Source organism: Shewanella sp. BF02_Schw, from assembly GCF_014596695.2.
GTDB lineage: Bacteria > Pseudomonadota > Gammaproteobacteria > Enterobacterales > Shewanellaceae > Shewanella.
The window spans coordinates 14,072-40,516 of record NZ_JABKAW020000004.1 but is presented as its reverse complement, the minus strand read 5'-3'; the positions used below and the strand labels follow the sequence as shown (position 1 = coordinate 40,516).

Annotated in this window: 24 protein-coding genes; 8 read left to right on the top strand and 16 right to left on the bottom strand. The window is 43.7% G+C overall.

Annotated features, from left to right (window positions below; genetic code table 11):
• Positions 1 to 78: 78 nt before the first annotated feature.
• A complete protein-coding gene (locus HNW13_RS15420; RefSeq protein ID WP_192113986.1) occupies positions 79 to 2,025 on the top strand; it encodes a methyl-accepting chemotaxis protein in 1,947 nt (648 codons plus the stop codon).
• 109 nt (positions 2,026 to 2,134) lie between these two features.
• Here the strand turns inward: HNW13_RS15420 and HNW13_RS15415 are convergent, their stop codons facing one another.
• The 7 genes from HNW13_RS15415 to HNW13_RS15385 form a co-directional block, all read right to left on the bottom strand.
• Positions 2,135 to 2,608, bottom strand: coding sequence for a peroxiredoxin (locus HNW13_RS15415; RefSeq protein WP_162022045.1), 474 nt, complete (start codon positions 2,606 to 2,608; stop codon positions 2,135 to 2,137).
• Between the two features lie 49 nt (positions 2,609 to 2,657).
• Positions 2,658 to 3,170, bottom strand: coding sequence for a DUF2937 family protein (locus HNW13_RS15410; RefSeq protein ID WP_101084841.1), 513 nt, complete (start codon positions 3,168 to 3,170; stop codon positions 2,658 to 2,660).
• Positions 3,171 to 3,349: 179 nt separating this feature from the next.
• A complete protein-coding gene (locus HNW13_RS15405) occupies positions 3,350 to 3,700 on the bottom strand; it encodes a cupredoxin domain-containing protein (RefSeq protein ID WP_162024249.1) in 351 nt (116 codons plus the stop codon).
• A gap of 9 nt (positions 3,701 to 3,709) precedes the next feature.
• A complete protein-coding gene (locus HNW13_RS15400) occupies positions 3,710 to 5,950 on the bottom strand; it encodes a heavy metal translocating P-type ATPase (RefSeq protein WP_101084839.1) in 2,241 nt (746 codons plus the stop codon).
• Complete coding sequence (locus tag HNW13_RS15395) at positions 5,950 to 6,396, bottom strand: MerR family transcriptional regulator (RefSeq protein ID WP_101084838.1); 447 nt, start codon at positions 6,394 to 6,396, stop codon at positions 5,950 to 5,952. Before HNW13_RS15395 ends, HNW13_RS15400 begins: the two co-directional genes overlap by 1 nt.
• A 237-nt stretch (positions 6,397 to 6,633) precedes the next feature.
• A complete protein-coding gene (gene dkgB, locus HNW13_RS15390; protein WP_192113985.1) occupies positions 6,634 to 7,440 on the bottom strand; it encodes a 2,5-didehydrogluconate reductase DkgB in 807 nt (268 codons plus the stop codon).
• A gap of 129 nt (positions 7,441 to 7,569) precedes the next feature.
• Positions 7,570 to 8,451 (bottom strand): LysR family transcriptional regulator, encoded by an 882-nt coding sequence (locus tag HNW13_RS15385; RefSeq protein ID WP_182743406.1) that lies wholly within the window; start codon positions 8,449 to 8,451, stop codon positions 7,570 to 7,572.
• Between the two features lie 192 nt (positions 8,452 to 8,643).
• On the opposite strand from HNW13_RS15385, the gene HNW13_RS15380 reads away from it, so the two are divergent.
• Complete coding sequence (locus HNW13_RS15380) at positions 8,644 to 9,846, top strand: MFS transporter (RefSeq protein ID WP_192113984.1); 1,203 nt, start codon at positions 8,644 to 8,646, stop codon at positions 9,844 to 9,846.
• 135 nt (positions 9,847 to 9,981) lie between these two features.
• On the opposite strand, the gene HNW13_RS15375 is transcribed toward HNW13_RS15380, so the two are convergent.
• Positions 9,982 to 10,875: a LysR family transcriptional regulator gene (locus HNW13_RS15375; RefSeq protein ID WP_162022042.1), complete on the bottom strand. Its 894-nt coding sequence runs from the start codon at positions 10,873 to 10,875 to the stop codon at positions 9,982 to 9,984.
• A gap of 145 nt (positions 10,876 to 11,020) precedes the next feature.
• Here HNW13_RS15375 and HNW13_RS15370 point away from each other — a divergent pair, with 145 nt between their 5' ends.
• Together HNW13_RS15370 and HNW13_RS15365 are read left to right on the top strand one after the other, a co-directional pair.
• Positions 11,021 to 11,464 carry a DoxX family protein gene (locus HNW13_RS15370; protein ID WP_101084834.1) on the top strand — a complete coding sequence of 148 codons (444 nt, stop codon included), beginning with the start codon at positions 11,021 to 11,023 and terminating at the stop codon, positions 11,462 to 11,464.
• 45 nt (positions 11,465 to 11,509) lie between these two features.
• Positions 11,510 to 12,205 carry a pirin family protein gene (locus tag HNW13_RS15365; protein ID WP_162022041.1) on the top strand — a complete coding sequence of 232 codons (696 nt, stop codon included), beginning with the start codon at positions 11,510 to 11,512 and terminating at the stop codon, positions 12,203 to 12,205.
• 76 nt (positions 12,206 to 12,281) lie between these two features.
• Here the strand turns inward: HNW13_RS15365 and HNW13_RS15360 are convergent, their stop codons facing one another.
• From HNW13_RS15360 to HNW13_RS15350, 3 genes are read right to left on the bottom strand one after another with little or no spacing between them, the layout of a single operon-like run.
• Entirely contained in the window at positions 12,282 to 13,871 is a 1,590-nt protein-coding gene (locus tag HNW13_RS15360; protein WP_192113983.1) for a PepSY-associated TM helix domain-containing protein, read from the bottom strand.
• A gap of 35 nt (positions 13,872 to 13,906) precedes the next feature.
• Entirely contained in the window at positions 13,907 to 14,164 is a 258-nt protein-coding gene (locus HNW13_RS15355; protein WP_101084831.1) for a hypothetical protein, read from the bottom strand.
• Between the two features lie 2 nt (positions 14,165 to 14,166).
• Positions 14,167 to 14,484 (bottom strand): hypothetical protein, encoded by a 318-nt coding sequence (locus HNW13_RS15350; RefSeq protein WP_101084830.1) that lies wholly within the window; start codon positions 14,482 to 14,484, stop codon positions 14,167 to 14,169.
• A 667-nt stretch (positions 14,485 to 15,151) separates the two neighbouring features.
• On the opposite strand from HNW13_RS15350, the gene HNW13_RS15345 reads away from it, so the two are divergent.
• The 4 genes from HNW13_RS15345 to HNW13_RS15330 all read left to right on the top strand — a co-directional run bounded on the left by HNW13_RS15345 (position 15,152) and on the right by HNW13_RS15330 (position 20,433).
• A complete protein-coding gene (locus HNW13_RS15345; RefSeq protein ID WP_192113982.1) occupies positions 15,152 to 16,450 on the top strand; it encodes a cytochrome c in 1,299 nt (432 codons plus the stop codon).
• Positions 16,451 to 16,469: 19 nt separating this feature from the next.
• Positions 16,470 to 16,949, top strand: coding sequence for a (2Fe-2S)-binding protein (locus HNW13_RS15340; protein WP_101084828.1), 480 nt, complete (start codon positions 16,470 to 16,472; stop codon positions 16,947 to 16,949).
• On the top strand, positions 16,933 to 19,236 hold the full coding sequence (locus HNW13_RS15335; RefSeq protein ID WP_192113981.1) for a molybdopterin cofactor-binding domain-containing protein: 2,304 nt from the start codon (positions 16,933 to 16,935) through the stop codon (positions 19,234 to 19,236). The genes HNW13_RS15340 and HNW13_RS15335 overlap by 17 nt, the downstream gene beginning before the upstream one ends.
• 258 nt (positions 19,237 to 19,494) lie before the next feature.
• The gene (locus tag HNW13_RS15330; RefSeq protein WP_192113980.1) at positions 19,495 to 20,433 is read left to right on the top strand and encodes a diguanylate cyclase; all 939 of its coding nucleotides are present in this window, start codon (positions 19,495 to 19,497) and stop codon (positions 20,431 to 20,433) included.
• Positions 20,434 to 20,498: 65 nt separating this feature from the next.
• On the opposite strand, the gene HNW13_RS15325 is transcribed toward HNW13_RS15330, so the two are convergent.
• The 5 genes from HNW13_RS15325 to argH form a co-directional block, all read right to left on the bottom strand.
• Positions 20,499 to 21,644, bottom strand: a complete 1,146-nt coding sequence (locus HNW13_RS15325) for an HlyD family secretion protein (protein ID WP_101084825.1) — start codon at positions 21,642 to 21,644, stop codon at positions 20,499 to 20,501.
• A 2-nt stretch (positions 21,645 to 21,646) separates the two neighbouring features.
• Entirely contained in the window at positions 21,647 to 22,030 is a 384-nt protein-coding gene (locus tag HNW13_RS15320; RefSeq protein WP_123778793.1) for a DUF3302 domain-containing protein, read from the bottom strand.
• Positions 22,031 to 22,307: 277 nt separating this feature from the next.
• Positions 22,308 to 23,363: a hypothetical protein gene (locus HNW13_RS15315; protein WP_192113979.1), complete on the bottom strand. Its 1,056-nt coding sequence runs from the start codon at positions 23,361 to 23,363 to the stop codon at positions 22,308 to 22,310.
• Between the two features lie 6 nt (positions 23,364 to 23,369).
• The gene (locus HNW13_RS15310) at positions 23,370 to 24,419 is read right to left on the bottom strand and encodes a hypothetical protein (RefSeq protein ID WP_192113978.1); all 1,050 of its coding nucleotides are present in this window, start codon (positions 24,417 to 24,419) and stop codon (positions 23,370 to 23,372) included.
• Positions 24,420 to 25,058: 639 nt separating this feature from the next.
• Positions 25,059 to 26,423, bottom strand: a complete 1,365-nt coding sequence (argH, locus tag HNW13_RS15305) for an argininosuccinate lyase (protein WP_162022035.1) — start codon at positions 26,421 to 26,423, stop codon at positions 25,059 to 25,061.
• Between the last annotated feature and the right edge of the window lie 22 nt (positions 26,424 to 26,445).

The window sequence follows — 26,445 nt, the reverse complement described above, 5'->3', positions numbered from 1 at the left end:
ATAAAGTGAAGTCACGAAAGACTGTAACATTAGTGCCATAAAATACACATATTGGCATTTATGTGAACTCATTTACCTATGAAGATATCAACCCTATCCCTTAGTGCATCCGCCTTATTATTAGTGCTTGCGGCATTGCTCGCTGCCACTGTGTTATGGAGTAACCAACAACGACAAACGAGTGAAAAATTAAACCTCGATTTACAACATATTCAACATACCTTTCAATATGATGTTCGCCGGAATATTGATAGCTACTTACAAACAGGGCAAAGCAATTATCTCGAACAAGCCCGTAGTGATATAACCCGCATAACCGTCAATATTACCCAGTTACATTCTGCTCACCCGCAGCTTGATAGTGCTTCACTGACCACCTTAATGACTCAATTAATTGGCGACTTAGACACTAAATACCGTGCAGCAGGAAAACTGGCCGGTAACCCACGCCAACTACTGGCTTTTGCTGAATCAGAAATGCTCGATTACAGCGGTAGTTTACATCGCTATGCCCAATCAGCTCCAAATGACTCAAATACCGCGCAGCAATATCTTGCGCTTAGCCTTAAGTTACCCAGCTTAGTTTATCAATTATCACAACAGACTCAGGCCTTATTGATTGATCAAGATACCGGAGTCAGTAATAGTCTTAATTTTTCAATTAATGCCCTCAATACATGGCATGACGATTTGGAGAAGCTATCTTTGCTGGGTATTTATCGCACCGAAGAAGTGGATGAATTCGCCTTAGGTGATGACGAACCGGAACGTATTGAAACCGGTGAAACCCCACGGGCAGAATTACTCAGTTTGACCCAACGCTATAGCAAAGAAGTGAGTAATACCAAGCAAATGCTCAGCGATAATCAACAGGTACAAGCAGCGCTAATAAACGCCACCAGCCTAGTGGAACAACAACTGGTGACACTAGCCGACACGCAAGCCGTAACCGATGAACAACTTAAAATCCGTTTACAGTGGCTGCTATACACCATGGTGACATTGATAGCATTGTTTTCTATTGGTTATTTAGTATTACAACAACGTCGAGTCGTTAGCCCACTTAAACGTTTAAATCATGCTTTTTCAATGTTAAGCGAATCGAATCAACGTGAACCATTACCCGTGACCAGCCAATGTGAAACAGGCCAAATTGCGGCACACTTTAATCGCCTTTTACAGCGATTTGAACAAGATGACGAACAACAAAAAAGTAATATGGCACAGGTGTCTAACTCATTGAGTGAGCTAGTCGCCAAAATTGGTTTCTTATCAACTAGCACGCAACAAACGCAACATGTGGTACAACAAACGCAATCACAAACCGCTGATTTAATTACTCTTGCAAATGAAGTAAACCGGTCGTCTAGTTTAGTAACTGCCAGTGCAGAACAAACCATGCATGATATGCAAGCAAGCCAAAAAGAAGCCCAAGCGGTGTTAGATGCGACCGATCATACGTTAACCAAGGTCAATCAATGTAACCACTCACTAACCCAACTCAGTACATCAGTTAACGACGCGGCTAAAATTGTGGATGTTATTAGTAATATCGCCGACCAAACTAACTTATTGGCCTTAAATGCCGCCATTGAAGCCGCTCGTGCAGGTGAGCAAGGTCGTGGTTTTGCGGTGGTGGCCGATGAAGTGCGCAGTTTATCGCAACGGACTCAACAATCATTAAAAGACATAATGGCTATTTTCGAGCAACTAACCCGCTCTAACACAGCACTTAGCCACAGCGTAAACGACATCAGCGAAGCATCTGCACAGCAGAAAGGTCGAGCCCAGAGTTTGTTAGATGTTGCGTTGCAAGTACAACAGCAAGCTCAAGAGATGGCGAGCAGTGCGAACCAAGGGAGTGAACATGCTAAGCAACAGGTGGGACATCTTGATGAATTTGTCATCGCGATGGATAGCCTAATGCTGCATGCTAAAGATGCGTTTGAACAAAGTGAAACGATTGCGCTTGAGGTCAGTAACAGTGTCGATAATATTGAACAACACTTAGGCATCCGCGGATAATCAATACTGACAAATTTGCGGTATCGCTGTTTTAATCATAAAAATGGGCGCCATATTGGCGCCCATTTTACTGTACTGTTAAGTCTCTATTACTGAGACATAATATAGATTACAGTGCAGCCATTACTGCTTCAGCAGTGCTGACTTCAAATGACTTACCTTCCTCAACATTCAGTAAAGTCACCACGCCATTGTCGATCACCATCGCATAACGCTGTGAACGAACGCCACCAAAACCGGCGGTATCCATTTCTAAGCCTAACCCTTTAGCAAAGCTTGCATCACCGTCGGCTAGCATCATTAATTCAGAAGCATTTTGGGCTTCACCCCATGCTTTCATTACGAATGCATCATTAACTGCAACACAAGCAATAAGGTCAACACCTTTAGCTTTAAACTCGTCTGCAAGTACAACAAAACCTGGCAAATGAGCTTCTGAACAGGTTGGTGTAAATGCACCTGGTACAGCAAACAATACCACTTTTTTACCGGCGAAAAGCTCAGTAACATCGTGATTAACCATGCCGTCTTTTGTCAGTTGGCTTAAGGTAGCTTTTGGTAAAGATTGTCCTGTAGCGATCATAATATTTCCTTGATTATTAGAGGCTATTAACCCTTGTTAAACAGAAAGGTTACCTTGGGGAAAATACCCTACGACAACCCAAATACAAAATAGATAATACTGATTCACACAATATCGAGATCAATAACCCTAGCAGCAACCCAATGGCAATCGCCTCTGGTTTCAATAAAATCACATGGCTATAAGCCTGCCAGACCTCAGCTTGAATGTCTTTTTGTGGGGCTAATGCTATTTGCTGATAAGGACTATAACTGTGTTGATGAAAACGACTCAACGCTTCGGTGAGTGATGTATAACGTTGGTATATTGACTCAATACTTTCACCACCGGCACTAAACACCGGATCGTTATTTTGTTGATAGTGAAGGATAAGTTTACTGATGTCTCCAGCAAAAAAACGGTCTGCATCACGTTGAAATTCTGCCAAACTGAGTTTAGCTTCAAGCTGATGAGCTTCGAGTCGTTGGCCGTATTGTTCGACAAAAGCAGGGACTTGAATACCAATCAAGACACCACAAATAAACAACACTAAGCGAAAGTAATCCATTAAACGTCGTATCATGATGTCATCGAAAAATCAGTTGTAAATGAATCCTCAGAATATCACCAATTACGCAAGTAAGCATCTTGAATAAACAGATGTTAACTTACGTAATTGTGTGGCTTTTTTGAAAGTTTATGTGCCTAGCGACAAGCATCAAGGTGAGAGTGATACCTGCTTAGCATGGCTACTATCTAGGTTTACTCAACCAGTAATACCCCTTTATACATCTGCATTTGGCAATGAAACGGATACTCACCTTTGGCTAATGCTGGCAGCGAAATTACCACAGATTTATCCAGTGGTAGCTCTTCGCTAATGTCTAAGTCTGGAAATAACAAACTGGCCGAACACCCTGCTTTGTCTTGGCGTAAAAAGGTTAATTGCGTCGCGGTATTGGCCGGCACAGTTATCCTTGCTGGGGAGTAAACCCCGTCTTTAACCACAATAGCGTTACTTGCTTGATGAGTGGTCGCTTTGGGTTTATACAACCAAAACCACCAAACGATAATGGCAATTAATGCCACACAAAATAAATTAATTAATAGCATCATTCACTCCTAGTGTTGTTGAGGGCTAAAAAAGCGCAAACGATTGGCGTTGCTCACCACTGTTAATGATGAAAATGCCATCGCAGCACCAGCAACCACAGGGTTAAGTAATACGCCAAACACCGGAAATAACACCCCAGCAGCAAGCGGTATACCCGCCATATTGTAAATAAACGCGCCGACTAGGTTTTGTCTAATATTGCCTAAAGTCGCCTTACTCACCGCGATGGCATCTGCCAAACCGTGTAGCGATCCTCGCATTAGCGTTATGTCGGCACTTTCAATCGCGACGTCGGTTCCGGTGCCAATAGCAAAGCCGACATTGGCTAGCGCCAACGCAGGTGCATCATTAATGCCATCACCAGTCATGCCAACCACCTCACCTAATGCTTGTAATTCGGCCACTTTATTGGCTTTATCTTGCGGTAATACGTCGGCAAAAAAGTCATCGACACCCACTTTGGCAGCCACAGCTGCGGCTGTCGCGTGGTTATCTCCGGTAAGCATAATGACCTTAATGCCACTGCTTTTAAGCCTTGCGATGGCGGCAACAGAGTCTGCTTTAATCGGGTCAGCCACGGCAATCACTGCTGCGAGTTCACCGTCGATAGCAAAATACATTGGCGTTTTGGCGTCTGCTGCCAACGCTTGTGCTTGCTGTTGATAATCGCTTAAGACTATGCCTTTTTCGCGCATTAATTTTTCATTACCAAATAATAACTGAGTCGATTGATACTGAGCTTGGACACCAAATCCTGCAATAGCAGTAAAATTTTCAACATTGAATAAGGTTAATCCCTTATCCGCTGCGGCTTGAACAACGGCCTGTGCAAGTGGATGCTCGGAATGTTGCTCAATACTTGCCGCCAGTTGCAATACTTGTTCTTGTTCGCGACCATTGACCACGATGATATCGGTGATTTTTGGCGCGCCTTCGGTAATCGTGCCGGTTTTATCTAAAATCATGGTGGTAATAGTCGATGCCGTTTGCAGAGCTTCACCATTACGAATAAGCACGCCAGATTCAGCGGCTTTACCTACACCCACCATCACCGACATGGGTGTTGCTAACCCTAACGCACACGGACAAGCGATGATTAAAATTGTCATCGCCGACACTATGGCGTATCCCACAGAGGGTTCAGGCCCAAAATTAAGCCATACCATGGCGCTGATAATGGCAATAATCATCATTGCAGGAACAAAATAGCTCGAAATAACATCTGCCATTCGACCAATTGGCGGTTTGGAGTTCTGCGCCCGTTTAACCATAGTAATAATGTGCGCCAAAGCGGTATCTTTACCGACTCGTGTGGCGGTAAAAGTAAGTGATCCCAGTTTGTTTAATGTACCTGCGACCACATCATCATTAACACTTTTTTCAACCGGAATAGGTTCACCCGTCAACATCGATTCATCAATAAAACTACTCCCCTCAACGACCACACCATCTACGGGAATTTTTTCACCTGGTCGAACACTGACTTTATCGTTTAATTGCACCAAGGCAATATCGATATCGACCGCTTTACCATTGCGGATCACTCTAGCCGTTTTAGCTTGTAAACCAATTAAGCGCTTAATCGCTGCCGAGGTTTTACCGCGCGCCTTGACCTCTAACGCGAGTCCAAGATTGATTAAACCAATGATCATCGCGGTTGCTTCAAAATAGACATGGCGCGCCATTTCTGGCAATAAATCTGGTGCAAATACCACCACCATAGAGTAAACCCACGCAGTGCCTGTTCCGAGCGCAATTAAGGTGTCCATATTGGCACTATGATGAGTAAATGATTTCCATGCGCCAGTATAAAAATGCTTGCCGGAGAAGAACATTATCCCTAAGGTCAGTATACCAATTGCTCCCCAAACCAGCTGTTGTATTGGGTTAGTAACGGTCATGTCACCAATAAACAAACCATAAATCATCAGTGGGATACCCACTGCCAATGCGACAATAGTGTGTTTTATTAGGCTTTTATAATATATTGCATCTGCCTGTTCTTTCTCATCAATAGCATCTGCACCACCTTGATCGTTAATCAAAATAGCGTGATAACCGGCTTTTTCAACGGCCTCAAGCAAACTAGCGACTTCAACCTCTCCGGTGACCATCACACTGCGATCAGCAAAGTTCATTTCAGCCTGCTCTACTTGCGCGACTGTTTTAAGGGCTTTCTCAATTTTGCCAACACAGCTGGCACAACCTGCACCCTCTATCAATAATTGTGTTGTTGTTTGGGTATTCATCACAAAGACTCCTTATCACTAACCTGACAAGGGGTTTCATGGTTTGGATCAAATCCCTCAATCAAGTGACAAATCATGGCACCTGTAGGCGCCAATGCTGGCAGATTTTCCCACTCACTTACGGCTTGAGTCAGCTTATTACGTAGCTTTAACGTTTCATTAAACAGTATTTCAGTTTCGGCCAACTTTTGGCTAATAAGCTGCTTCACCATGGTACAAGCGCTTTCACCGTGATCAGTTTTGGAAAAAATCACTTTAATTTCATCCACCGAAAAACCTAAGTTTCTGGCACTCATAATAAATCGCATCCGCGACACTTCTTTGTCACGATAGTATTTATAACCATTGCTAGGCGATTTTGTTGGTGCGAGCAGGCCGATTCGGGTGTAAAAACGAATTGTGTCTGTGGTAACACCCAATAACGTTGCGAGTTCACTGACTTGCATAATCACTCCTTGGGGTAACGACTGTATTAAATAATAAGATCTACATAAATAAATCTATTGAGTATATGCAACGACTGTAAACCTATGTCTTACACCTATGTCAAGTGGCCAATAACCCTGAAAATAAAAAACGCCAATATGAACACTCATGTCGGCGTGGATACTTGATATATAAATAATCTAATGGTGAGTGCAAACTGCGTGGGCACTTAAGCTATTGGCACATTCGCTGATAAATTATTGATCCCAATCGGGGCTAAAGTCAGGCGCCGCCACACGATGATTTCGGTCTAACTTATCGATCGCCGCCATGTCTTCAGACGGAAGCGATAACGCTAATGAGGCAATATTAGCTTGAACATTTACCAGCTTAGTTGACGATGGAATAGTGACATAACCTTTTTGGCGCATCCACACTAATACCGCTTGGGCGGGTGTCATTTGGTGTTTCTTCGCAATCGCGACAATAGTGTCGTCGGTTAATACCGCACCATAGGCAAATGGCATATAACCAGTCACCATAATATTGTGCTGCTGACAAAATTCGACCAGTCGGTTATTTTGCAAATATGGATGTACTTCAACCTGATTAGTGAATATTGCGTCGGTACCTAAAATCTCAATCGCTTGTGTAACCTGGGCCATAGTGAAATTAGACACGCCAATGTGTTTCGCTAAACCAGCATCTTGCACCTCTTTTAATGCCAGTAAATACTCTCGCATAGGTACTGAATCATCGCGTAACGGCCAATGTATCAGTAACAAATCCACATAATCGGTTTGCAATAAAGCCAAGCTGTCATGCACGCTTTGAATAAGTTTGTCGTGGGCAAAACGATCCGTCCACACCTTAGTGGTGAGAAAAATATCAGCTCTTGCGATACCCGATGCTTTAATTGCATCACCAACTTGTTTCTCATTGGCGTAAATCTGAGCGGTATCAATGTGGCGAGAACCCTGCTTTAGCGCCATTAACACTGAATCAAATGCCAGTTGATCTTTAAGTCTGAAGGTACCTGTGCCTAACAATGGAATAGTGGTCATATTGTCTTCCTAAAAACGGTATCTGAACCAACACTGTGCGCCAACTAACAACAGAAATAAACCGTCAACCAAGCAAATCTGTTTTGCTCAAACTGCAAATATCTACACACGATTAAATTGAGCCCTTAGTTATAAGGTTAATCTTGGTTGAATAAACTCAATAAATGCAGAAATACGTCGCGCCACAATAGACGATTTGTAATACACCGCATTCACTTGTTCACGTTCTATGTGAGTAAACTTCTCCGACTGAAGTATGGGCACTAACCGACCCGCCGCGAGATCATCATTAATCATAAAACCTGAAAGACACGCAATGCCATTACCTGCCAGTGCTAGTTGACGCAAGGTTTCTCCATTGCTGGTGCTGATGGTAGGGGTAATAACATCGTAACCTTTTAGCGGCCAGTGATTCAATATTTTAGGTTCGGTAAACCCAAGTAACTCGTGGCAAGCCAAATCAGACACTTTTTGTGGCACACCTCTACGCGCTAAATACTCAGCGGAGGCAACAATATGTAAGGCACTTTTACCTAATGGTCGAGCATGCAAGGTTGAGTCTGCCAGCTTACCGATTCTAATGGCCACATCGGTACGCTTTTCAAGTAAATCGACATAGCCCTCGTTCGAGGTCAATGCTAATTCAATGTCTGGATAAGCGGCTCGAAAATCTTTCATCAAAGGCACTAATTGATGAAACACAAACGGACTTGCCGCGTCCACACGCAAACGTCCTTGTGGTAGTTCACCACGACGTACGAGTTCATCTTCTGCGCGTTGTAATTGTTGTAATCCACCCCGAACAGATTCGACAAATTGGCGGCCTTCATCGGTTAACTCAACACGCCGAGTGGTACGATTGAGAATGGTGACCCCGAGCTGTTGCTCTATTTTACTTACCGCACGTGACACTCGTGCAACCTGAATATTGAGTGCGTCGGCCGCCGCAGAAAACCCGCCACTATCGACCACCATCAGCAATATATCTAAATCATCTGAACGCGTAAGCATGCATACCTCATCTTGTGCTGTGTCGATCTAAAGAGTCGCTCTAACATCATTTTTTATTGCATTTATAGCAAAAGTCATTTGCTAAACATACTGTTTTTAACAACGTAAATCTAATCAATAATGACGCCCATCAACTGACTGACACATTTATCGCGACGGTAAATCCTAGCGACAACCTAAGAGGAACACATTATGCCGTTAGCTTTACTCGCATTGACGCTTAGCGCCTTTGCTATTGGAACCACCGAATTTGTCATTGTGGGATTAATCCCCACAATGGCACAAGATCTGAACGTATCATTACCATCGGCTGGCTTATTGGTCAGTCTTTACGCATTAGGTGTCGCCATTGGCGCACCTGTACTCACCGCATTAACCGGTAAATGGAATCGCAAACACGTATTGCTGGCGGTAATGAGTTTATTTGTTGCGGGTAATCTATTGGCTTGGCAAGCGCCCGGTTACGAAACCTTAATCGCTGCACGCATTATCACTGGGTTAGCCCACGGAGTATTTTTCTCTATTGGCTCAACCATTGCCACTGGGTTAGTACCCAAAGAAAAAGCCGCCAGTGCGATTGCCATTATGTTTACGGGGTTAACTGTAGCCTTAGTGACAGGCGTCCCTTTGGGCACCTACATTGGCCAAACCTTTGGCTGGCAAGCCACTTTTTTAACTGTCGCAATTCTTGGGTTTGTAGCCTTGATAGGCAGTAGCTTGTTGGTTCCTAATAATTTACCTCAGCCACCCGCGGCAAAATTATCATCGCAATTAAAAGTACTCACTCAACCACGGTTATTACTGGTCTATGCCATTACCGCATTAGGTTATGGCGGCACATTCACGGCCTTTACTTTTTTAGCTCCCATTTTAGAGCAAGTGTCTGGTTTTGAATCTCAATCTATTGGCTTAATCATGTTGGTGTACGGGGTATCGGTCGCTATTGGTAATATTTGGGGCGGAAAAATGGCCGATAAAATGGGCCCAATTAAAGCGTTAAGTATTATTTTCAGCGGTCTTGCGACCATATTAGTGATATTTAACTTTACTGCGGTTAACCCTATTGCCGCTGTGATCACCATTTTGGTCTGGGGCGCATTTGCATTTGGTAATGTACCTGGGCTACAAGTTTACGTAGTTTCCCTTGCACAGAAGTACACACCCGACGCCGTTGATGTGGCTTCAGGATTAAATATTGCCGCTTTTAATATCGGTATTGCACTTGGGTCTTGGGGTGGCGGGCTGATTGTGGCTAACGCTGGCCTAATGCATACACCTTGGGTTGGTGCGGTGATTGTGGTTATTGCCCTAGCATTAACACGTTTCAGTGGCTCACTAGACAAGAAAACTAACGCTAGCAAGAATGCTCAAGTGAGTATTCAAGCGAGTAGTTAAAAGAATAGTTAAAAAAATAGTTAAGCAACGACATCAACGCTGATATTCAACATCACGATGGGATCGATAAGCACCAATGTGAGCTCGTATCTGCGATCTCACATTGGTCGCTATCATTGTGCTCACATTCAGATGTTATAAACCCCAATCGGCTTTAGGTAAATGCTCCACAAACCAGTCAAATGCACGGCCTTGATGGTCTTTATGCCAAGCAATGTACAAACTTTGATTCGGTCTTGGAATTGAACACATTTTTTCAATCAACTCACCACTATCAAAGTAGCATTGCACCATGTGTCTGGGTACAAAACCAATACCTAGTCCTTGTAACTGTGCTGCTATCTTGGTTTCCATGGTGTTAACTTTAATCACTTGTTTGCTTTTAAAAAGGCCACTACTGCGAGTAGGTAAAAGTTGTGATGTATCGGCGACCACCACCGAAGCATAGTCAGTTAGTTTGTCGGCTTCTAATACGCCATCAACAAACGCCAATGGATGATATGGCGCTACGGCAAATACAAATTCAATTTCGCCTATTTTATGGGTTTGAAATACACCTCTTGGTAACTCACCAGACGCACCAATCACAATATCGGCGCGTCGGCTGTGCAATGCATCCCAACCACCACCGACGGCTTCAACATCGACACTAATGTCGACCGAGTGTTCTAGCTGATTAAATTGTTCAATTAATTGAAACAACGTCCCCTGGGGGATGACCGTGTCGCGTGATAGCCGAATTTCAGTTTCCCAACCAGACTCTAATTGCTGCACAGAATCAACCAACCGATTGGTGGCTAACAAAATCTGCCGCCCTTGCTCTAACACAATTTTACCTGCTGGCGTCAGTTGTGCTTTTTGCTTTGTGCGGTCAAATAACGCCGTGCCCATATCATCTTCAAGTTTTTTGATGGTGTAAGTCAGCGCTGACGGTACTCGATATAACGATGCCGCTGCAGCAGCAAAGCTGCCCTTACGTTCAATCGCATCTAGGGCACGTAATGCGTCAATAGTAATCGGATTTTGCATCAACTCTCCATATTCAAATAATTTGAACCTTTACGTCAGTTTATTCCGATTTTTTATTCAATCAAGTCTCAATATACTTCTTATCAACCAGTGAGACAGGCTCACTAGAAACAATTAATGTTTAAATTTATTGAGGATATATACCATGAAAGCACTCGTTAAACGCATCACGAACTCTACTGCAGGTTTTAGCACTTTGGCATTACGCTTACCTGTTGGGATTATTTTTATGGCTCATGGCGGGCAAAAACTGTTTGGTTGGTTTGGCGGTTATGGCCTTGAAGGTACAGGACAGTGGATGGCATCGATTGGGATTGAGCCCGGCGTGTTAATGGCTTTCTTAGCCGGTAGCGCTGAATTGGTTGGCGGACTGTTCATCTTATTGGGTTTATTGACTCGTCCAGCAGCGGTTGTATTAGCATTCACCATGATTATCGCCATTGCTAGCGTACATATTAGCAACGGTTTATTTATGGCAAACAACGGTTATGAATTTGCGTTAGCACTATTGGCTGCCAGTGTGTCACTTGCACTATCAGGTTCAGGCAAAGTCGCGCTAGATAAAGCCATTGTAAGCAAACTGTCTTAATTTTCCGTACTGATCACTTATTCATTAAACGATAGGAACAACATTATGATTACCTTACGTCATGCAAGCGAGCGCGGAATAGCCAACTTTGGTTGGTTAGACAGCAAACACAGTTTTTCATTTGGCAGCTACTATGATCCACAACACATGGGCTTTTCAGCACTGCGAGTGATCAATGACGACAGTGTCACTCCTGGTGCCGGATTTGCCACTCACGGCCACCGTGACATGGAAATTATCAGCTACGTACTTGAAGGCTCTATCGCCCATAAAGACAGTGAAGGCAATGTTGAAGTGTTGCCTGCAGGTGAGTTCCAATTAATGTCTGCTGGCAGTGGTATTACTCACAGTGAGTACAACGCATCCGCCACAGAGCCACTGAAGTTTTTACAAATTTGGATCCAGCCAAATGCTTTAGGTAATACACCAGGATATCAACAAAAAAACTTTGGTCAAGCAGTAGGACTAACCACGATTGCTACGCCAACGGGTGAAAACGGAACCTTGCAAATCAAGCAAAATGCGACATTGTCACAACTGATTTTGGCGCCTAAATCTGAAATAACCTATCAGATTGCGACTGACCGTAAAGTGTATGTTCATCAAGTCGCTGGCGAGCTCAATATTGAAGATCAACAGCTAAAAATAGGTGATGGCGCTAAACTCACCGACATGACCACGGTGACCTTGGTTAATCCATCGGACACTCAAGCAACTGCACTGATTTTTGATTTACCCTAGATGAGGTTAGTTGATAATTAAGCCTGTGATAGTGTTCCTTCATAGGCTTAATAGCTTCAACTTTATACCCATTCCATTATCCATTAGTAGGAGTAACGTTTTTTGCCATGGCTGGTTGCGACCGAGGTGATACGCTTAGCTTACTGACAGTCCATAAACACACTGCCGTTACCAGCATCATGCCAACTTGGATCCCGATGACACCATGATAACCGTTTTGCCATAACGCTATTATTTGCTCAGAAAATAACAGCCAATCTGCAACAATCGTGATGATTAATATGCCACTGGTGATTAACAACAACTGGCTGAGATGACGCTTAATATCAGTCACTTTTATACTGCACAACATAACGAGTAATAGTGACGTTACAAAACACCCCACTAACCATTCACCTCGTCCAGATAGGGTTGCAGGTAATAGTCGTTCACACAAAAATCCAACTGCTGTCGCCACAATAATGCCACCGCAGCCACCAATCGTCATCGCGGTTACGATAGCAATACTGCGCGGTGAAGATTGGCGCTGAGCACTGCGCTTATTTATCCATAACATATTGCCGGTAACAATCATCGCACTAATAGCCATCGCCAAAATAAAGTACAAAATACGGATATCTAAGCCGGCAAAGTTACTAAAATGCAATGTCACTAGTACATCTCTACCCTGGCGGAACACATTGTAGTTATCGGCATTAACCTTATCCATCACAGTGCCATCCTGCACCCGATAGGTCACTTCATCTCGTTGAGCAAAATTAACCGTATCGGTACCACGCACTTGTACTAAGGCATTTTCAGCACCGTAATGGTGGAAAATAATATTACGTAACTCAAAATTCGATTGCTGTGTAGTGTGTTCAATTAAAGTAAACGCATTGCTCATATCCAGTGACGTTTCACTTCGCGGTTCGCTGCTACGGTTAAGACCGGCATCGTTAAACAATGCTTGTCGATCGCCCTGATAAATAAACACCACAAAAGCCAGCTGAAACACTATGGCCAAGTTAAGGATCAAGCCGCTTAGGGCATACATCAAGGTAAAAGGCAGTGTCATCACCCCTACTACGGTATGGAGATCGAGTAATTTATCCCGGCGCTGTTTATCAACGCGATACAAAAAGAAATGTTTCAGTAATTTACGCGCATGGATAAAAATGCCAGACACGAGTGCAAATAGAAAAATCAGCGTCACGACACCAATAAGATAACTGCCACCGGGTAGATCGAGGTTGTAATGCAGACGGTACATAAATTGCGATAAGTAAAAGTCATCTTTGCCCGCTACGGTTTCGCCGCTTTTAGGATCGACCAATATCGCCATCGACTGGCGGTCCGATTGCGGAGCATCTCCAAACACATCGAAGTAAAAAATATAATAAGGTACTAGCTCAGTCGGCATATTTATTCGAAAACGGCCAGCTTGATCTACTGGGTATTCAGCAAACTTTTGCTGTACCAGTTTCGCTAAAGGAATATCTGCTTGGGTATTATCGACTGGATGATGAGGCGTAATGGCCCACTGGGCGATTTCATCGTGAAACAAGGTCACCGCGCCAGCCCAAAATACCAAAAACAGTAAAGGTGAAATAATTAACCCAAGCCAACTGTGGGCTTCGATGAGATTTTTAATGACTTTGTGCTGTACCGGAGAATCAGATTTCATTGAGTTATTCATGACTTAGGTTTGAAAAAAAATAGTTAGTTTTGCGAATAAAATAACAACGTATTGATAAGACTACTGGCCACAAGCCATTTGGCGCACACGACACTCGCCGCTTTTGCGCTATTGCGGCTATAACAAAATGTCATCACCCCAACCCACACACAAAAACCCAGCATTAGCCCAACGAATAGTTTTACATCTACAGCAGCCGGTAATATTCGAAAAACAATGAGCATTAAACTGATTGCCAGTAATAACCCCCATAAAAATGCAGCAATAGATTTAGGCCACACGGTTATTTAACCCCAACAAGGAGGATACTGACAAACAACGCAAAGCCTAGCGAACTGACCCAGATGCTACGACCTTTATAGTGCGAGGCCACCAGCACCAGTAGTATCCACATGGTCATCATGCAAATCAGCACCACTAAACTGGCGACGAATACACTGTAAGTATGGCTAAACCCCCACACTGCAAATAACACCGCTAAACCGCATAAGCACCAAGCCAGTAATTTGGGAAAAGGTAAACTAACAAGCTGCTGTTTGTCAGATGCCAAATAGGCAAACAAGCAACCAAGCCATAAAGAAGCTACACTGACAAGTTCCATCTATTTCGATCTCCGGCCATTTAACGCAAATGATAATGATTTGCATTAATTATCCAGAATATCTTTGCCAAATACAAGTTGATTGTGCTCAAGCCTTTAGAAATAGCAGTTTGAATGTGCTCTAACAGCGCTGTAACGATATATTGTGGCTTAATCATGGTTATGGAAATTATCATGGTCAACAATCATATCGAGGGAAAACAATCGCCGAGGCAAACAACCACAATATTAAATAGCTGTTTGGCGATGAAATAAGCTGATCACCGATGAGCAAATAGTCGATAAACATCGACATAAGCCTTAATGGCTAATAACCACTTTTTCATTAATGTATCCAACACTTTATGAATCTGGCATTGGCGCTCATTTTAATCATAGATCACTAAGATTAACGCAACATAGTAGCAACCTTGAAAACTCTGGATTAACAGTGGATTAACTAAAGCTATTTATTTAACAATCCTCATGTTACTCGTCTGCACAGTGCTGTATTATTTTATTCTAATACAGTAAAAGATCCGTCAATATCAATGCTGGACAAAGGGCCATCCCTTGCTTAGGATTAATATTTGACCAATCACAATAATAATACAAAGTCGAACAGGGAATGTCAGATGAAATATTCCCTTCTCTATCTCATTTTTTATTTAAAATAAGGCAATGTAATATGCTAAAGCGCATCGTTTACAGCGTATGTGGCGCAGCTATTGTTGGACTAGCTATATTCAGTATATATGCTTGGCACCCTGCAATTGATCCCGTCGAATCAACTCAAACAGATTATTCTCCACACGTTATCGAACAAGGTAAAATGCTTGCTTCTGCAGGCTATTGCAGTACTTGTCATACACCGCCAGGTGGCACTCCTTATGCTGGTAACTATGAAATGCATACTGACTTTGGCACCATTTATTCAAGTAACATCACTCCAGATGTCGAAACCGGTATTGGTAGCTGGTCTCAAGCTGCTTTTGCTCGCGCCATGCGCACGGGTGTGAGCCGCGATGGACATCATTTATTGCCTGCGTTCCCTTATGAACACTTTAATAAAATGACCGACGATGACATTAACGCGATTTATGCTTACATCATGACGTCTGTTCCGGCGGTTAACCAAGCAAAAAAAGACAACGGCATTCCGTTTCCGCTCAATATAAGATGGTTTCAAGCGGGTTGGAAACTGCTGTTTGCTGATACCCAATCTTTTGAGGTCAACAGCCAACAATCTGCCGAATGGAATCGCGGTGCTTACTTAGCGGAAGGTATTGCTCACTGTGGTGCATGTCATACTCCACGTAATGCATTGGGCGGCGAAAAGTACGCACAAATGTACCAAGGTGCCGCCATTGATGGTTGGATAGCACCATCGTTAACCTCTACTAGCACTTCGCCTATCCCATGGCGTGCACAAGACTTTTACGAATACCTTACAACCGGTAACTCGCCTTACCATGGTAGCGCGGTAGGTCCAATGGCGCCGGTTATGCACAAGGGCTTATCAGCTCTTCCAGACAGCGACATAGAAGCCATTAGTGGCTACTTTGCTGAAATTGCCCGTACCAATAACACCGACGATCCAGACTCAAGTAGCACGTTACAAGCAGCAATAGCGGCACAACATCAACAACCGGATCTGCGGATTGATGAAGGTGCACGTTTATATGCGGCAGCTTGCCAAGCATGCCACTACAACAGCGACCAATTAGTTAAAGGCCGCCCATTAATTACTATCGGCTCGGCAACACATCTTAATGATCCAACTAACCTGATTAACGTAATACTGGATGGTGTGCGCAGCGATCAAGGGATTAGCGGCGTTGTAATGCCAGGCTTCCGTGATGCACTTAGCGATGAAGACATTAGCGCAATTGCAGCTTATTTGCGCCAAACAGCTGGGGAAAACACCTGGCCTAAATTACAACAACAAGTGGGCGAGATCCGTAATCAACCCCGATTTGAGCACTAACTTCACTGGAGAAGTGACAATGGCAAAATTTATTTTAAACGGCAAACCGATGACTGCCGATGTAGAGAGTGATACTCCTCTACTGTGGGTTATTCGTGATGAACTGGACATGACTGGCACCAAATTTGGTTGTGGTATTGGTACCTGCGGTGCCTGTACCGTCCATGTTGGCGGCCGAGCTACACGTTCATGTATAACCCCTATATCGTCAGTTGAAGGAGCCGAAATCACTACGATTGAGGGGCTTTCTGAAAAGGGTGATCATCCATTGCAAATTTCTTGGCAAAAACTGCAGGTACCACAGTGTGGTTACTGCCAGTCGGGCCAAATTATGCAAGCTGCAGCACTACTAAAAGACATTCCTGAGCCTTCAGACAAAGACATTGACGCTGTGATGGGCGGAAATTTATGTCGTTGTATGACCTACGTTCGTATTCGCAGCGCCATTCATGAAGCAGCAAACGCAATCAAGGAGAGCAACGATGAGCAGACTGCCTAAACGTGGATCGGTGGGTATAACCCGCCGCGGTTTTTTAATTGCCATGACAGCGGTAGGTGTCAGCTTTGGTTTTCCTCGCCATTTGATGGCGGCAATGGATCCTGCTAGCCCTGACGGTAAAGTACTCCCAAGCGAAGGTGACATTTACGAACCGTCTTTATGGTACTCAATCGATACTGCCGGCAAAATTAAAGTCAACATTATGCGCTCAGAAATGGGCCAACATGTCGGTACCGCTATTGCTCGTATTCTTGCTGATGAACTGGAAGCCTCATGGGATGATATTGAAATTATCCATGTCGACAGTGATCCACGCTGGGGTTACATGGTTACCGGCGGCAGTTGGTCTATATCACAAAGTTGGCCGGTTTACCGTCAAGCCGGTGCTGCGGGTCGTACAGCGTTAATTGAAGCTGCAGCTAAAAAATGGGGTATTGCCGCTAAAGACTGTAAAGCCAGTAACGGTAAAGTTATCTCAAGTAAAGGCGAGCTGTCTTACGGTGAATTAGTCACCATGGGCCTAACGCGTCAGTTTACTGAAGAAGAACTGAAAACCTTGCCGCTGAAGCCTAATGCCGATCTTAAACTGGTTGGCCAACAGGTGACCTCTCTTGATATCGCCAACAAGACCAACGGTAAAACCATATTTGGTATCGATGCGAAAGTTGATGGCATGGTGTACGCCAACCCTATTTTACCCCCTACTCGTTATGGCTCTAAAGTAGTTAAGTTTGATGACTCTGCAGCAAAAGCAGTAAAGGGTTATCAGCAAACTATCGTACTAGAAGATGCCAGTGGCAGTGTACCAGGTTGGTTAATGGTTATCGCCAGCAGCTTTAATGCGGCCCAAAAAGCCTCGAAGCTGGTAAAGGTGACATGGGATGCAGGTAAAACGGCCAACGTGTCTGAAGCAGACATTATTGCTCATGGTAAGCAATTACTTGGCGACCAAACCAAAGGTAGTATTTTAGACACAGGCAATTCTGACACTGGGCCTGTATTTGCGAGCGCGAAAAGTACCATTGCAGAAGAATATATCACCAGCACAGTACTCCATGCGCAAATGGAACCGCTTAATGCACTGGTATTTAAAAACCAAGACGGTATATGGGAAGTGCATTCAGGTTGTCAGTGGCAATCACTTACTCTACCCGTATTAGCCACGGCATTAGGCGAAGAAGAAGCTAACATTGTTATTCGTAGCTACATGTTAGGCGGTGGCTTTGGCCGCAGACTTAACGGCGATTACACCATTCCTGCGGCGTTGACCTCTAAAGCATTAGGCGGTAAACCGGTTAAAATGGTGCTGATGCGTCCACAAGACATGTTATTTGATAGCGCGCGTTCTGCATCAGTTCAACAACTCAAAATGGCATTTGATGATAAAAAAGCGGTTACCGCAATGGAACATCACGCCACAGCAGGTTGGCCAACTCAAGTATTAGCGCCAGGCTTTATGCCTAAAGGCACCAATGGCGAACCGTATGATCCGTTCTCGATTGCCGGAGCAGACCATTGGTACACTGTTGGTGCTCAAAAAGTACGCGCGGTATCGAATGATCTGGCCATTGCGACCTTCAGACCAGGTTGGTTACGTTCTGTTGGACCGGGTTGGACAAGCTGGGCAGTTGAAAGCTTTATGGATGAAGCTGCCCATCACGCGGGTAAAGATCCATTGCAGTTCCGCCTAGACATGCTCATTGCCGAAGGCAGAAATGCTGGTAGCACACCCGTTGCTGAAGGTGGCGCGGCTCGCCAAGCCGCAGTATTGAAAAAAGCTGCTGAGATGATTGGCTGGGGCACTCCGCAAGCCAAAGACACAGCGCTTGGCATTGCATCAACCTTTGGTCAAGAACGTGACATGCCAACATGGGTATCGTGTGCAGTACAAGTTCATGTCGACAAAAGCAACGGTATTGTCAATGTGCAAAAGCTTTATATTGCCATCGATGCCGGTATTATTGTTGACCCTAATGGTGCTGAAGCTCAGTGTCAGGGCGCGGCATTGTGGGGATTATCGATGGCCTTGTATGAAGGTACTGAACTGCTTAATGGTCAGTATAAAGACTCAAACTTCGATACCTATACCCCGCTGCGCTTAGGCCAAACTCCAGAAGTTAAAATCGAGTTTATCACAAGCAAAATGCCACCATCTGGATTAGGTGAACCGGCAGTAACCCCTGTTGCTCCAGCGATTGCCAATGCAATCTACAATGCAGTCGGTGTACGTTTACGTAAAATTCCGATGAAGCCTAGCGACGTGAAAAACGCGTTAACTAACGCGTAATTTATCTGCTTTAACAGCCCAGTCTTAGCGATAATGACTGGGCTTTTTTATGCTTGCTGTACCTCATCGTTATCATTCTTTAGGCTGAGGGATAAATAATTTTATTTCCCCCTACTCGATTTAAAAAATGTCAATAAAAACAGTGGACAAGCTTTGTCCATCCAGCAGCAGAGTCATAGCACCGGTTAGCTTGTTACCAAAAAGTAACGTTTTTCCTTTATAATTATGCCCAAGTATCGTCACATTGTTGAGTATCCTATGCCGCAAAGTCCACCTGTCAATTTAGAGCCCATCCTCTTGGATGCATTAAAACTCACTCCAAATTGTTTCGGTGTACTCAACCAAGATAAAGAAGTTATCTACTGTAATCAGCACTTCGCCAGCATCTTTGGCACTACCACAGAAGATGCTATTGGCAAAAAATCAGGCGATTTATTACGCCACGCTTGGGAAACTAAGCAAGGCGTTATTATCAATACTGATGATTTTGAACAATGGCTGGAAAATCTGCATAAACTGCATTCAGAAAAGGCTCTAAACCAGTATGAAACAGATCTGTCTGATGGGCGTTGGTTTAAAATGACCAGGATTAACTTAAACAGTGGTTACACCATTATTATGGGCGCAGATATCACCAACCTAAAACAGGCACAAACATCACTAGAACAAGCACATCAACAAATCGAAAGTTTAGTGAATACAGATCAACTAACTGAGGTGCATAATCGTCGCTCATATAACCAATTAGCAAAACAAGAATGTGCCAGAGCGATCAGATTTAACCAACAGTTATCCTTGTTGGTTATCGATATCGATTACTTTAAAGTGATTAATGACAATTTTGGTCATGAGGGCGGAGATAGCATACTTAAACAGTTTGCCCAAATATGCAGTGATTTACTGCGCCAATCAGATTCATTGTCCAGAATCGGTGGTGAGGAGTTTACCATCATCTTACCGATGACCGACGGTGAAGGTGCTATGATGATTGCTGAGCGTATTCGAGAACATATTGCCAAACACTCATTTCATACCACTCAAGCAAATAGCAACATTAAGGTTACCGTATCTATTGGCGTAAGTTCATTAACCGCCGGAGACAAGGTAATACAAGACCTTTTTAGCCGAGCAGACATGGCTATGTATTGCGCCAAACGCGGCGGCAGAAACCAAGTACAGCAAGCACAGACTGTATAACTTGGTTTCACCTTGCCGCCATTATTGAGAAAAACGTTTAAACCCTGGCGCTCATAAAATCGAGGTTAATGTCCTTCTGTAAACAAGTAATTTAACCAGCCCTGCATTCTTAATAATACCTTTCTCATTACCGCAACATGGCTAAAATGATCGGTATAAATAGCCACTTGCCCTGCGACACCTGCTGGCAATGATTGTCTTATTGCGTCATCTTCTAGCTCAATCAACACCAATACTCGACCGCGTTGAAACAACTTATTCGATGACTGTAAATTTCCGCTAAATTGAATTTCACCTTCTGCCATAGCAGGGAGTATTTTGGCAACTTTGCCTTTAAACACTTGTCCAGGCATGGCATCAATTATCACTTCGGCTTCATCACCTTCTTTAAGACGTAATAATGAGTTTTGCCAAAAAGCGCCAGCAAAATATCTCGTCTCATCTGGAATAAACGTCAGTGCTGGGCGCAAAGGTAAAGGCACAGCCATAGCGCCTTTTCGTAGCGCTAATTGAGTCACTACACCATCCGCAGGCGCTCTGACGACTGTTTGCTGTAAGTCATATTCAGCCTTAGCGAGTTCAGCTTGTAGGCCTGCTACTTTGGTATTGACGCCATCAATATTCGACTCATATGCCAAACGAGTCCGCAGCCCTTCAGCTAAAGCGGCATCTAGTTGCGCTGATGAAGCTATGTATAATTGGCGACGATTGTCGAGCTCAAGCTCAGTAAACGGTGAATTACGCCCCGCTTTTTTGCGACCGTCTTCATAGCGTCGATAGACTGATTCTGTACGATCTTTATCTGCTGTTGCTTGTTCAACTTTAGCTGCCGCTATTTGAAAAGCGGCTTCAAGTTGTGGTACTTGCAGTTCTGCTTCCTTTAGCGCCGCTTGTTTTTGCTTAACCATTGAAAGGTAAGGTGTAGGGTCAATTTTAAATAACACCTCACCTTCTTTTACTGGTGTATTTGGCTTAACATTAACTTCGATAACCAATCCTTTAACTGCGGGCACAATCGGAATAGTGACAAAATACTCGCGAGCAAACCTCGAATAGGGATGGTTATAATTCATTAAAATTAATAAAGTACCAATTAATACAATTCCGCCAAGAATAGCTGTCGGCACAGTCCATTTAGTTAACGGAATTTTAAATACTTTAAAAACTGCGATACAAAATGCGGTATAAGTCAGTATCAGTAGTAAGTCCATGCTTAGGCCTCTTGTGAGTGTTCATCAGAAACGGGAGGAGTCGTGACAGCAGAACGTTGCTCTAATAGCGACAAACGATCCGTTAACGCTGTGACATGATTCATTAGCTCTTTAACTTCACCCTCGAGTATCAATTCTCGCTTTCTCGAATCACTAAATCCCCAGCCTCTATCTTCTCGATATAACGTGGCCCAAATCCATAAAAATGGCCAAATGGCATGCAATGTAAATAAGCTTACCCAACCAGCAATATGCAATGCATCTTGCTGTGGATGATTACGTTTTTTCGCAATCTCGTAAGGAATATCATGAATCGCAATAATGCCGTAAAAAATAAATATCACGACAAAAAATATAATCCCTAGCGCAAAATAATCTAAAAACATATCTGCTCCCAATTTCAATTTATTATCATCAAAGTGTCTTTACTTAAATAAACAATGAACCTATTTTTAGTATAGAACTGATTACAAAAAATACATTGAAACTGTTGCAACAACGAAGAAACTAAGCAGATTATCTATTTTATAGTCATTGCCTCCATTACTTATTTGCACGAATTAATGCAGTAATCATGGCAACTTTGACGTTATTTGTGCATAAAAAAGCCCACGTTATTGGCTAACGCGGGCTTTAGATAATGTAAGCAACAATGATTACCCCCTAGTCTGTTGCCATTTTTTGCAAAAACTCAAGTCGCTGCATTTCTTGCTCATCGGGTTGCCATGGCTCATCAGATAACGACTCAACCGCAAAATCACCTAACTGGTAGGCAGGTTCCTCACTGTGGCCGTACTGAGTTAACTCACCGGGTACTGCAGGGCGGCGCTCCAATACAAATGTACTCAGAACATAAGGGCCTTTATATTGCGCTAACCCCCCTTTATAGGCTTTAAGATCCAGCACCACAGAGCCTTCAGTCAGCTTGTCTGAGCCCGTTAGCAAGGCAATCGGCTGCTTATCTGCTGTATATAGATTGGCCCGTAAACGATAATAACCCGCTTGATCAACATCCAATTTAACTGGTATCAACATATCACTGCCTTCAGCGCGGATATCCTCCACTCCGGTTATGGTTGCCGTAGGATGACTATATTCTATGCCTGTTTTTAACGTTTGTTTTTTGCCCTTAGCGCTAAAGGTAACACTGACCTCCATTGGACCATTCCAATCGTCTTCAGCATTCAGTTGTATCGCCCATTTTCCATCGGCACCTAGCATGGTTCCGCTAATGAATGGCTCCGATCCACTTGTAAGCTCACTACGTAATGCTGCACTTGCCCCAGCAACAAGCAAGCCATTAACGTCGAGATTAATAACCACTGGTTCAGGAAAACTAAAACGATACTTAGGCAACACTATGCTGGCACTGGCTCCATCTTGGAGCTGCACCGGCTGAGGAATGTAAGCATTGGGGTTAAGTAAGTGCGTATCATCAACCGATAAAGGCATTGAGTAAGATGGCAACTCAAGTTCGCTAGCATAAGCCTCTGCCATAAGCTGAAAACTATCACTGATCGGCTGTGGGAGCTTTTCAACCACGGTCATCGTTTTAGTTTGCATGTGTTTTACTACTTTCAGTTTGGTTGGCGCTGTATCATCTTGCTCGATAACGGCAGCACTCTGAGGTGGCTCAAGTGCCGACTCAGAAGTGTAAACCCAAAACCCTACTGCCGCAGCGAGTAGGGATATTGTTATAATGATTTTTTTATATTTCATATACGCTTAGTTAGCAGCCTGATACACAAGTGCTGACATGCTGGTTTTGTTCGAATGATTAACCACTCTATAACGTGAACTAAATATCCACCAGCCACGTTTTTCATCATAGGTGCTGAATTGTAAGTTATCGCCATTGAGATAATTGGTACGACTATTAGCAGAAGTTACTTCATCTTTAGCGCTATTTAAAATAGTGTCACCATGGCTATAACCTTCACTCATCAACATTGGATAGTGATAAGGCATAAATCCGCTCGGGCCATTAGTCGAGGTGAGCTTGCCATCAAATGCTACACTGCGCGAACAACTGTTGTAACTGCCAACGGCCGCGGCACCACAACTAGAATGGCTGGCAACAACGCCATCATCTTCGCCGGGTAAAAATGCCCCTGTCACACCGAGAAAGTCAGAGCCTGCCCCAGCAAAACGTAAACGTGGCACTCGGCTTTCGGGAAACGCTGCCAATTGGCGTGCAGTATTTACGCGTAAATCATTCAATACCCCAATATTGGATGACGATGGCAGTTCTCCTAACCATAACGACACAGCTAGTTTTAATGTTGCATCTATCAAACCTGAACCACTGGCTACATTAACCGCCAAATCAGCCAATTCAACCCCACCACCCGCGCCAGAAAAGTCAAATGTGGCGACAATATTAAGCGGCTTTAAACCTGCGTTTTGCAACCATAGCGCTTGGTTATCAATAATATAGCGCATCACTAAATCGCCAGTAGAATGGGTCACAAATACACAACCGCTGGCACATGTCCCCTCACGCGACAACTGTTGCAATTTAGGCCACACATATAGACTGGTTATTTTATTGGCAATACGCTCTTGCGATGGCCAATCAATGCGTGCATCAGCGCGATCACGCCAATATTGCGCCCAGTACTCTGCACCATTGTCAGTTACCTGTGTACCTGTCGGCTTACTTTGTAAATTATCCGGTTGAAAGCCATGCACTAACACTACTGGGTAGCTACCAACGGCTGCTTGAGCTGCGCCAGTTAATAAGCCAGCCAACAGTAAAAGTATCGATTTTGTCATTGGGTTGTCCTCTTATTTTATCTGCTGCAGCGCCAACAGCACTGTTAACAGAACTTTATTATTTTGTTACTCATATTGGACTTTTTATTACAACTCCAACATCAACATAGAGCAGAATCAAAACAATGCAACCACAAAAATTCGGCCTATTTATTGTCAAAATAGACCGAGTGTTTGAATTAACAGATAACAATTTAAACCGACTAGCATTCCGATATTTAGCGGTAGGCAATAACAACTCAAATGGGACGTTATGGTATTTGACACAGATGTTTTAAGTAATTACTCAAACTTGTAAAAAAATTTAACCGAATGTTGGCGTGGCTATCTTATGAATAATATCAATGAGTAATATCAATGAGTAATATCGATGAGTAATATCGATGAGTAAAATCGATAGCTAGAGTGGTGATAGCGTGATGTGCATTGATCCTAAATTGAATACATAAGAGCGATACAAACGACCACAACCTCTGCATACGCAGCATGGTTAAATAAATGACGGCTCTATAGTGTGTTCTAGCTATGGTTTATGGTGGCGAAAACAAACAAGCCCCGCCGATGAATATCAACAGGGCTTGGTTACTAATATCTACCTCGATGCTATCGAAATAAGTACTTATCGTTATACTTTTATAGCTATGCTTTTTTAGCTGCTATGGCTGCTTGCACTTGATTGATAGCGGTGCCACCTAATACATCACGTTTTTCTAAACACGCTTCAATCGTAAGGTTTGGATACACATCATCGCTAATCACGTTGGCAAATTTCTGTAGCTCAGCCACGCTTAAGTCTTCAATCGGCTTTTGCTCACCAATGGCAAATACCACCACCTCACCCACTACATGGTGTGCTTCACGGAACGGCATACCTTTAGCCACAAGATAATCCGCAAGTTCGGTTGCGTTAGCATAACCTTGTTGCGCCGCGACCAAAGCTTGTGGACGATTCACTTTTAAGCCCGACAATACTAATGCTGCCATGTCTAGGCAAATAGCCCAGCTGTCGACTACGTCAAACAAGCCTTCTTTGTCTTCTTGCATGTCTTTGTTGTACGCCAATGGCAAGGCTTTCATGGTCGTTAAAATACCCATTAAGCTGCCATAAACACGGCCGGTTTTACCACGAATAAGCTCTAAGGCATCGGGGTTTTTCTTTTGTGGCATAAGTGATGAGCCAGAAGTGACTTCATCGGCTAGTGAGATAAAGTTAGCTTCGCCAGAGTTGAAGAAAATTAGGTCTTCAGCCATGCGGCTTAAATGCATCATACTGATTGACGCGGCGCTGCATAATTCAACCACATGATCGCGATCCGACACACTGTCTAAACTGTTTAAGGTTGGGCGAGCAAAGTTTAACGCTGCCGCTAACGCGTGGCGATCAATCGGATAAGCGGTACCGGCTAGTGCGCCAGAACCTAATGGACATGAATCGGCACGGCTTAATGCATCTTGTAGGCGGCTAATATCACGCTCATACATTTCAACATAAGCTAGCGCCCAGTGACCAAAAGTAACTGGCTGTGCACGTTGTAAATGGGTGTAACCCGGCATAACCGCATCGACTTCACGCTCGGCTAATGCAATTAACTCTGCATGCAATGTACCTAAACGTGCGAGTAATGCTGCACCTTCTTTTTTGCACCACAGCTTTAAATCTGTGGCGACTTGGTCGTTACGCGAACGGCCCGTATGGAGTTTTTTGCCTAAATCGCCTACTTTGGCAATCAGCTTTTGTTCAACAAAGCTGTGTATATCTTCGGCGCCGTTGCTGATAATCGCTTGCGGATCGTTACCCACTTCCACCAGCAGCTCATTTAACGCTGCTTTTAAATCGATACATTCTTTTGCAGTAATAATACCGACGCTAGCAATGGCATCTGCCCATGCAATAGAGCCGACAACGTCTTGTTCAAATAAGCGGTAATCCACTGGCAGTGAGTCATTAAACAACTTGAAAAGTGCACTGGTTTCGCCCTGAAATCTTCCGCCCCATAACGCCATGTCGGTATCCTCTGTTTTGAAA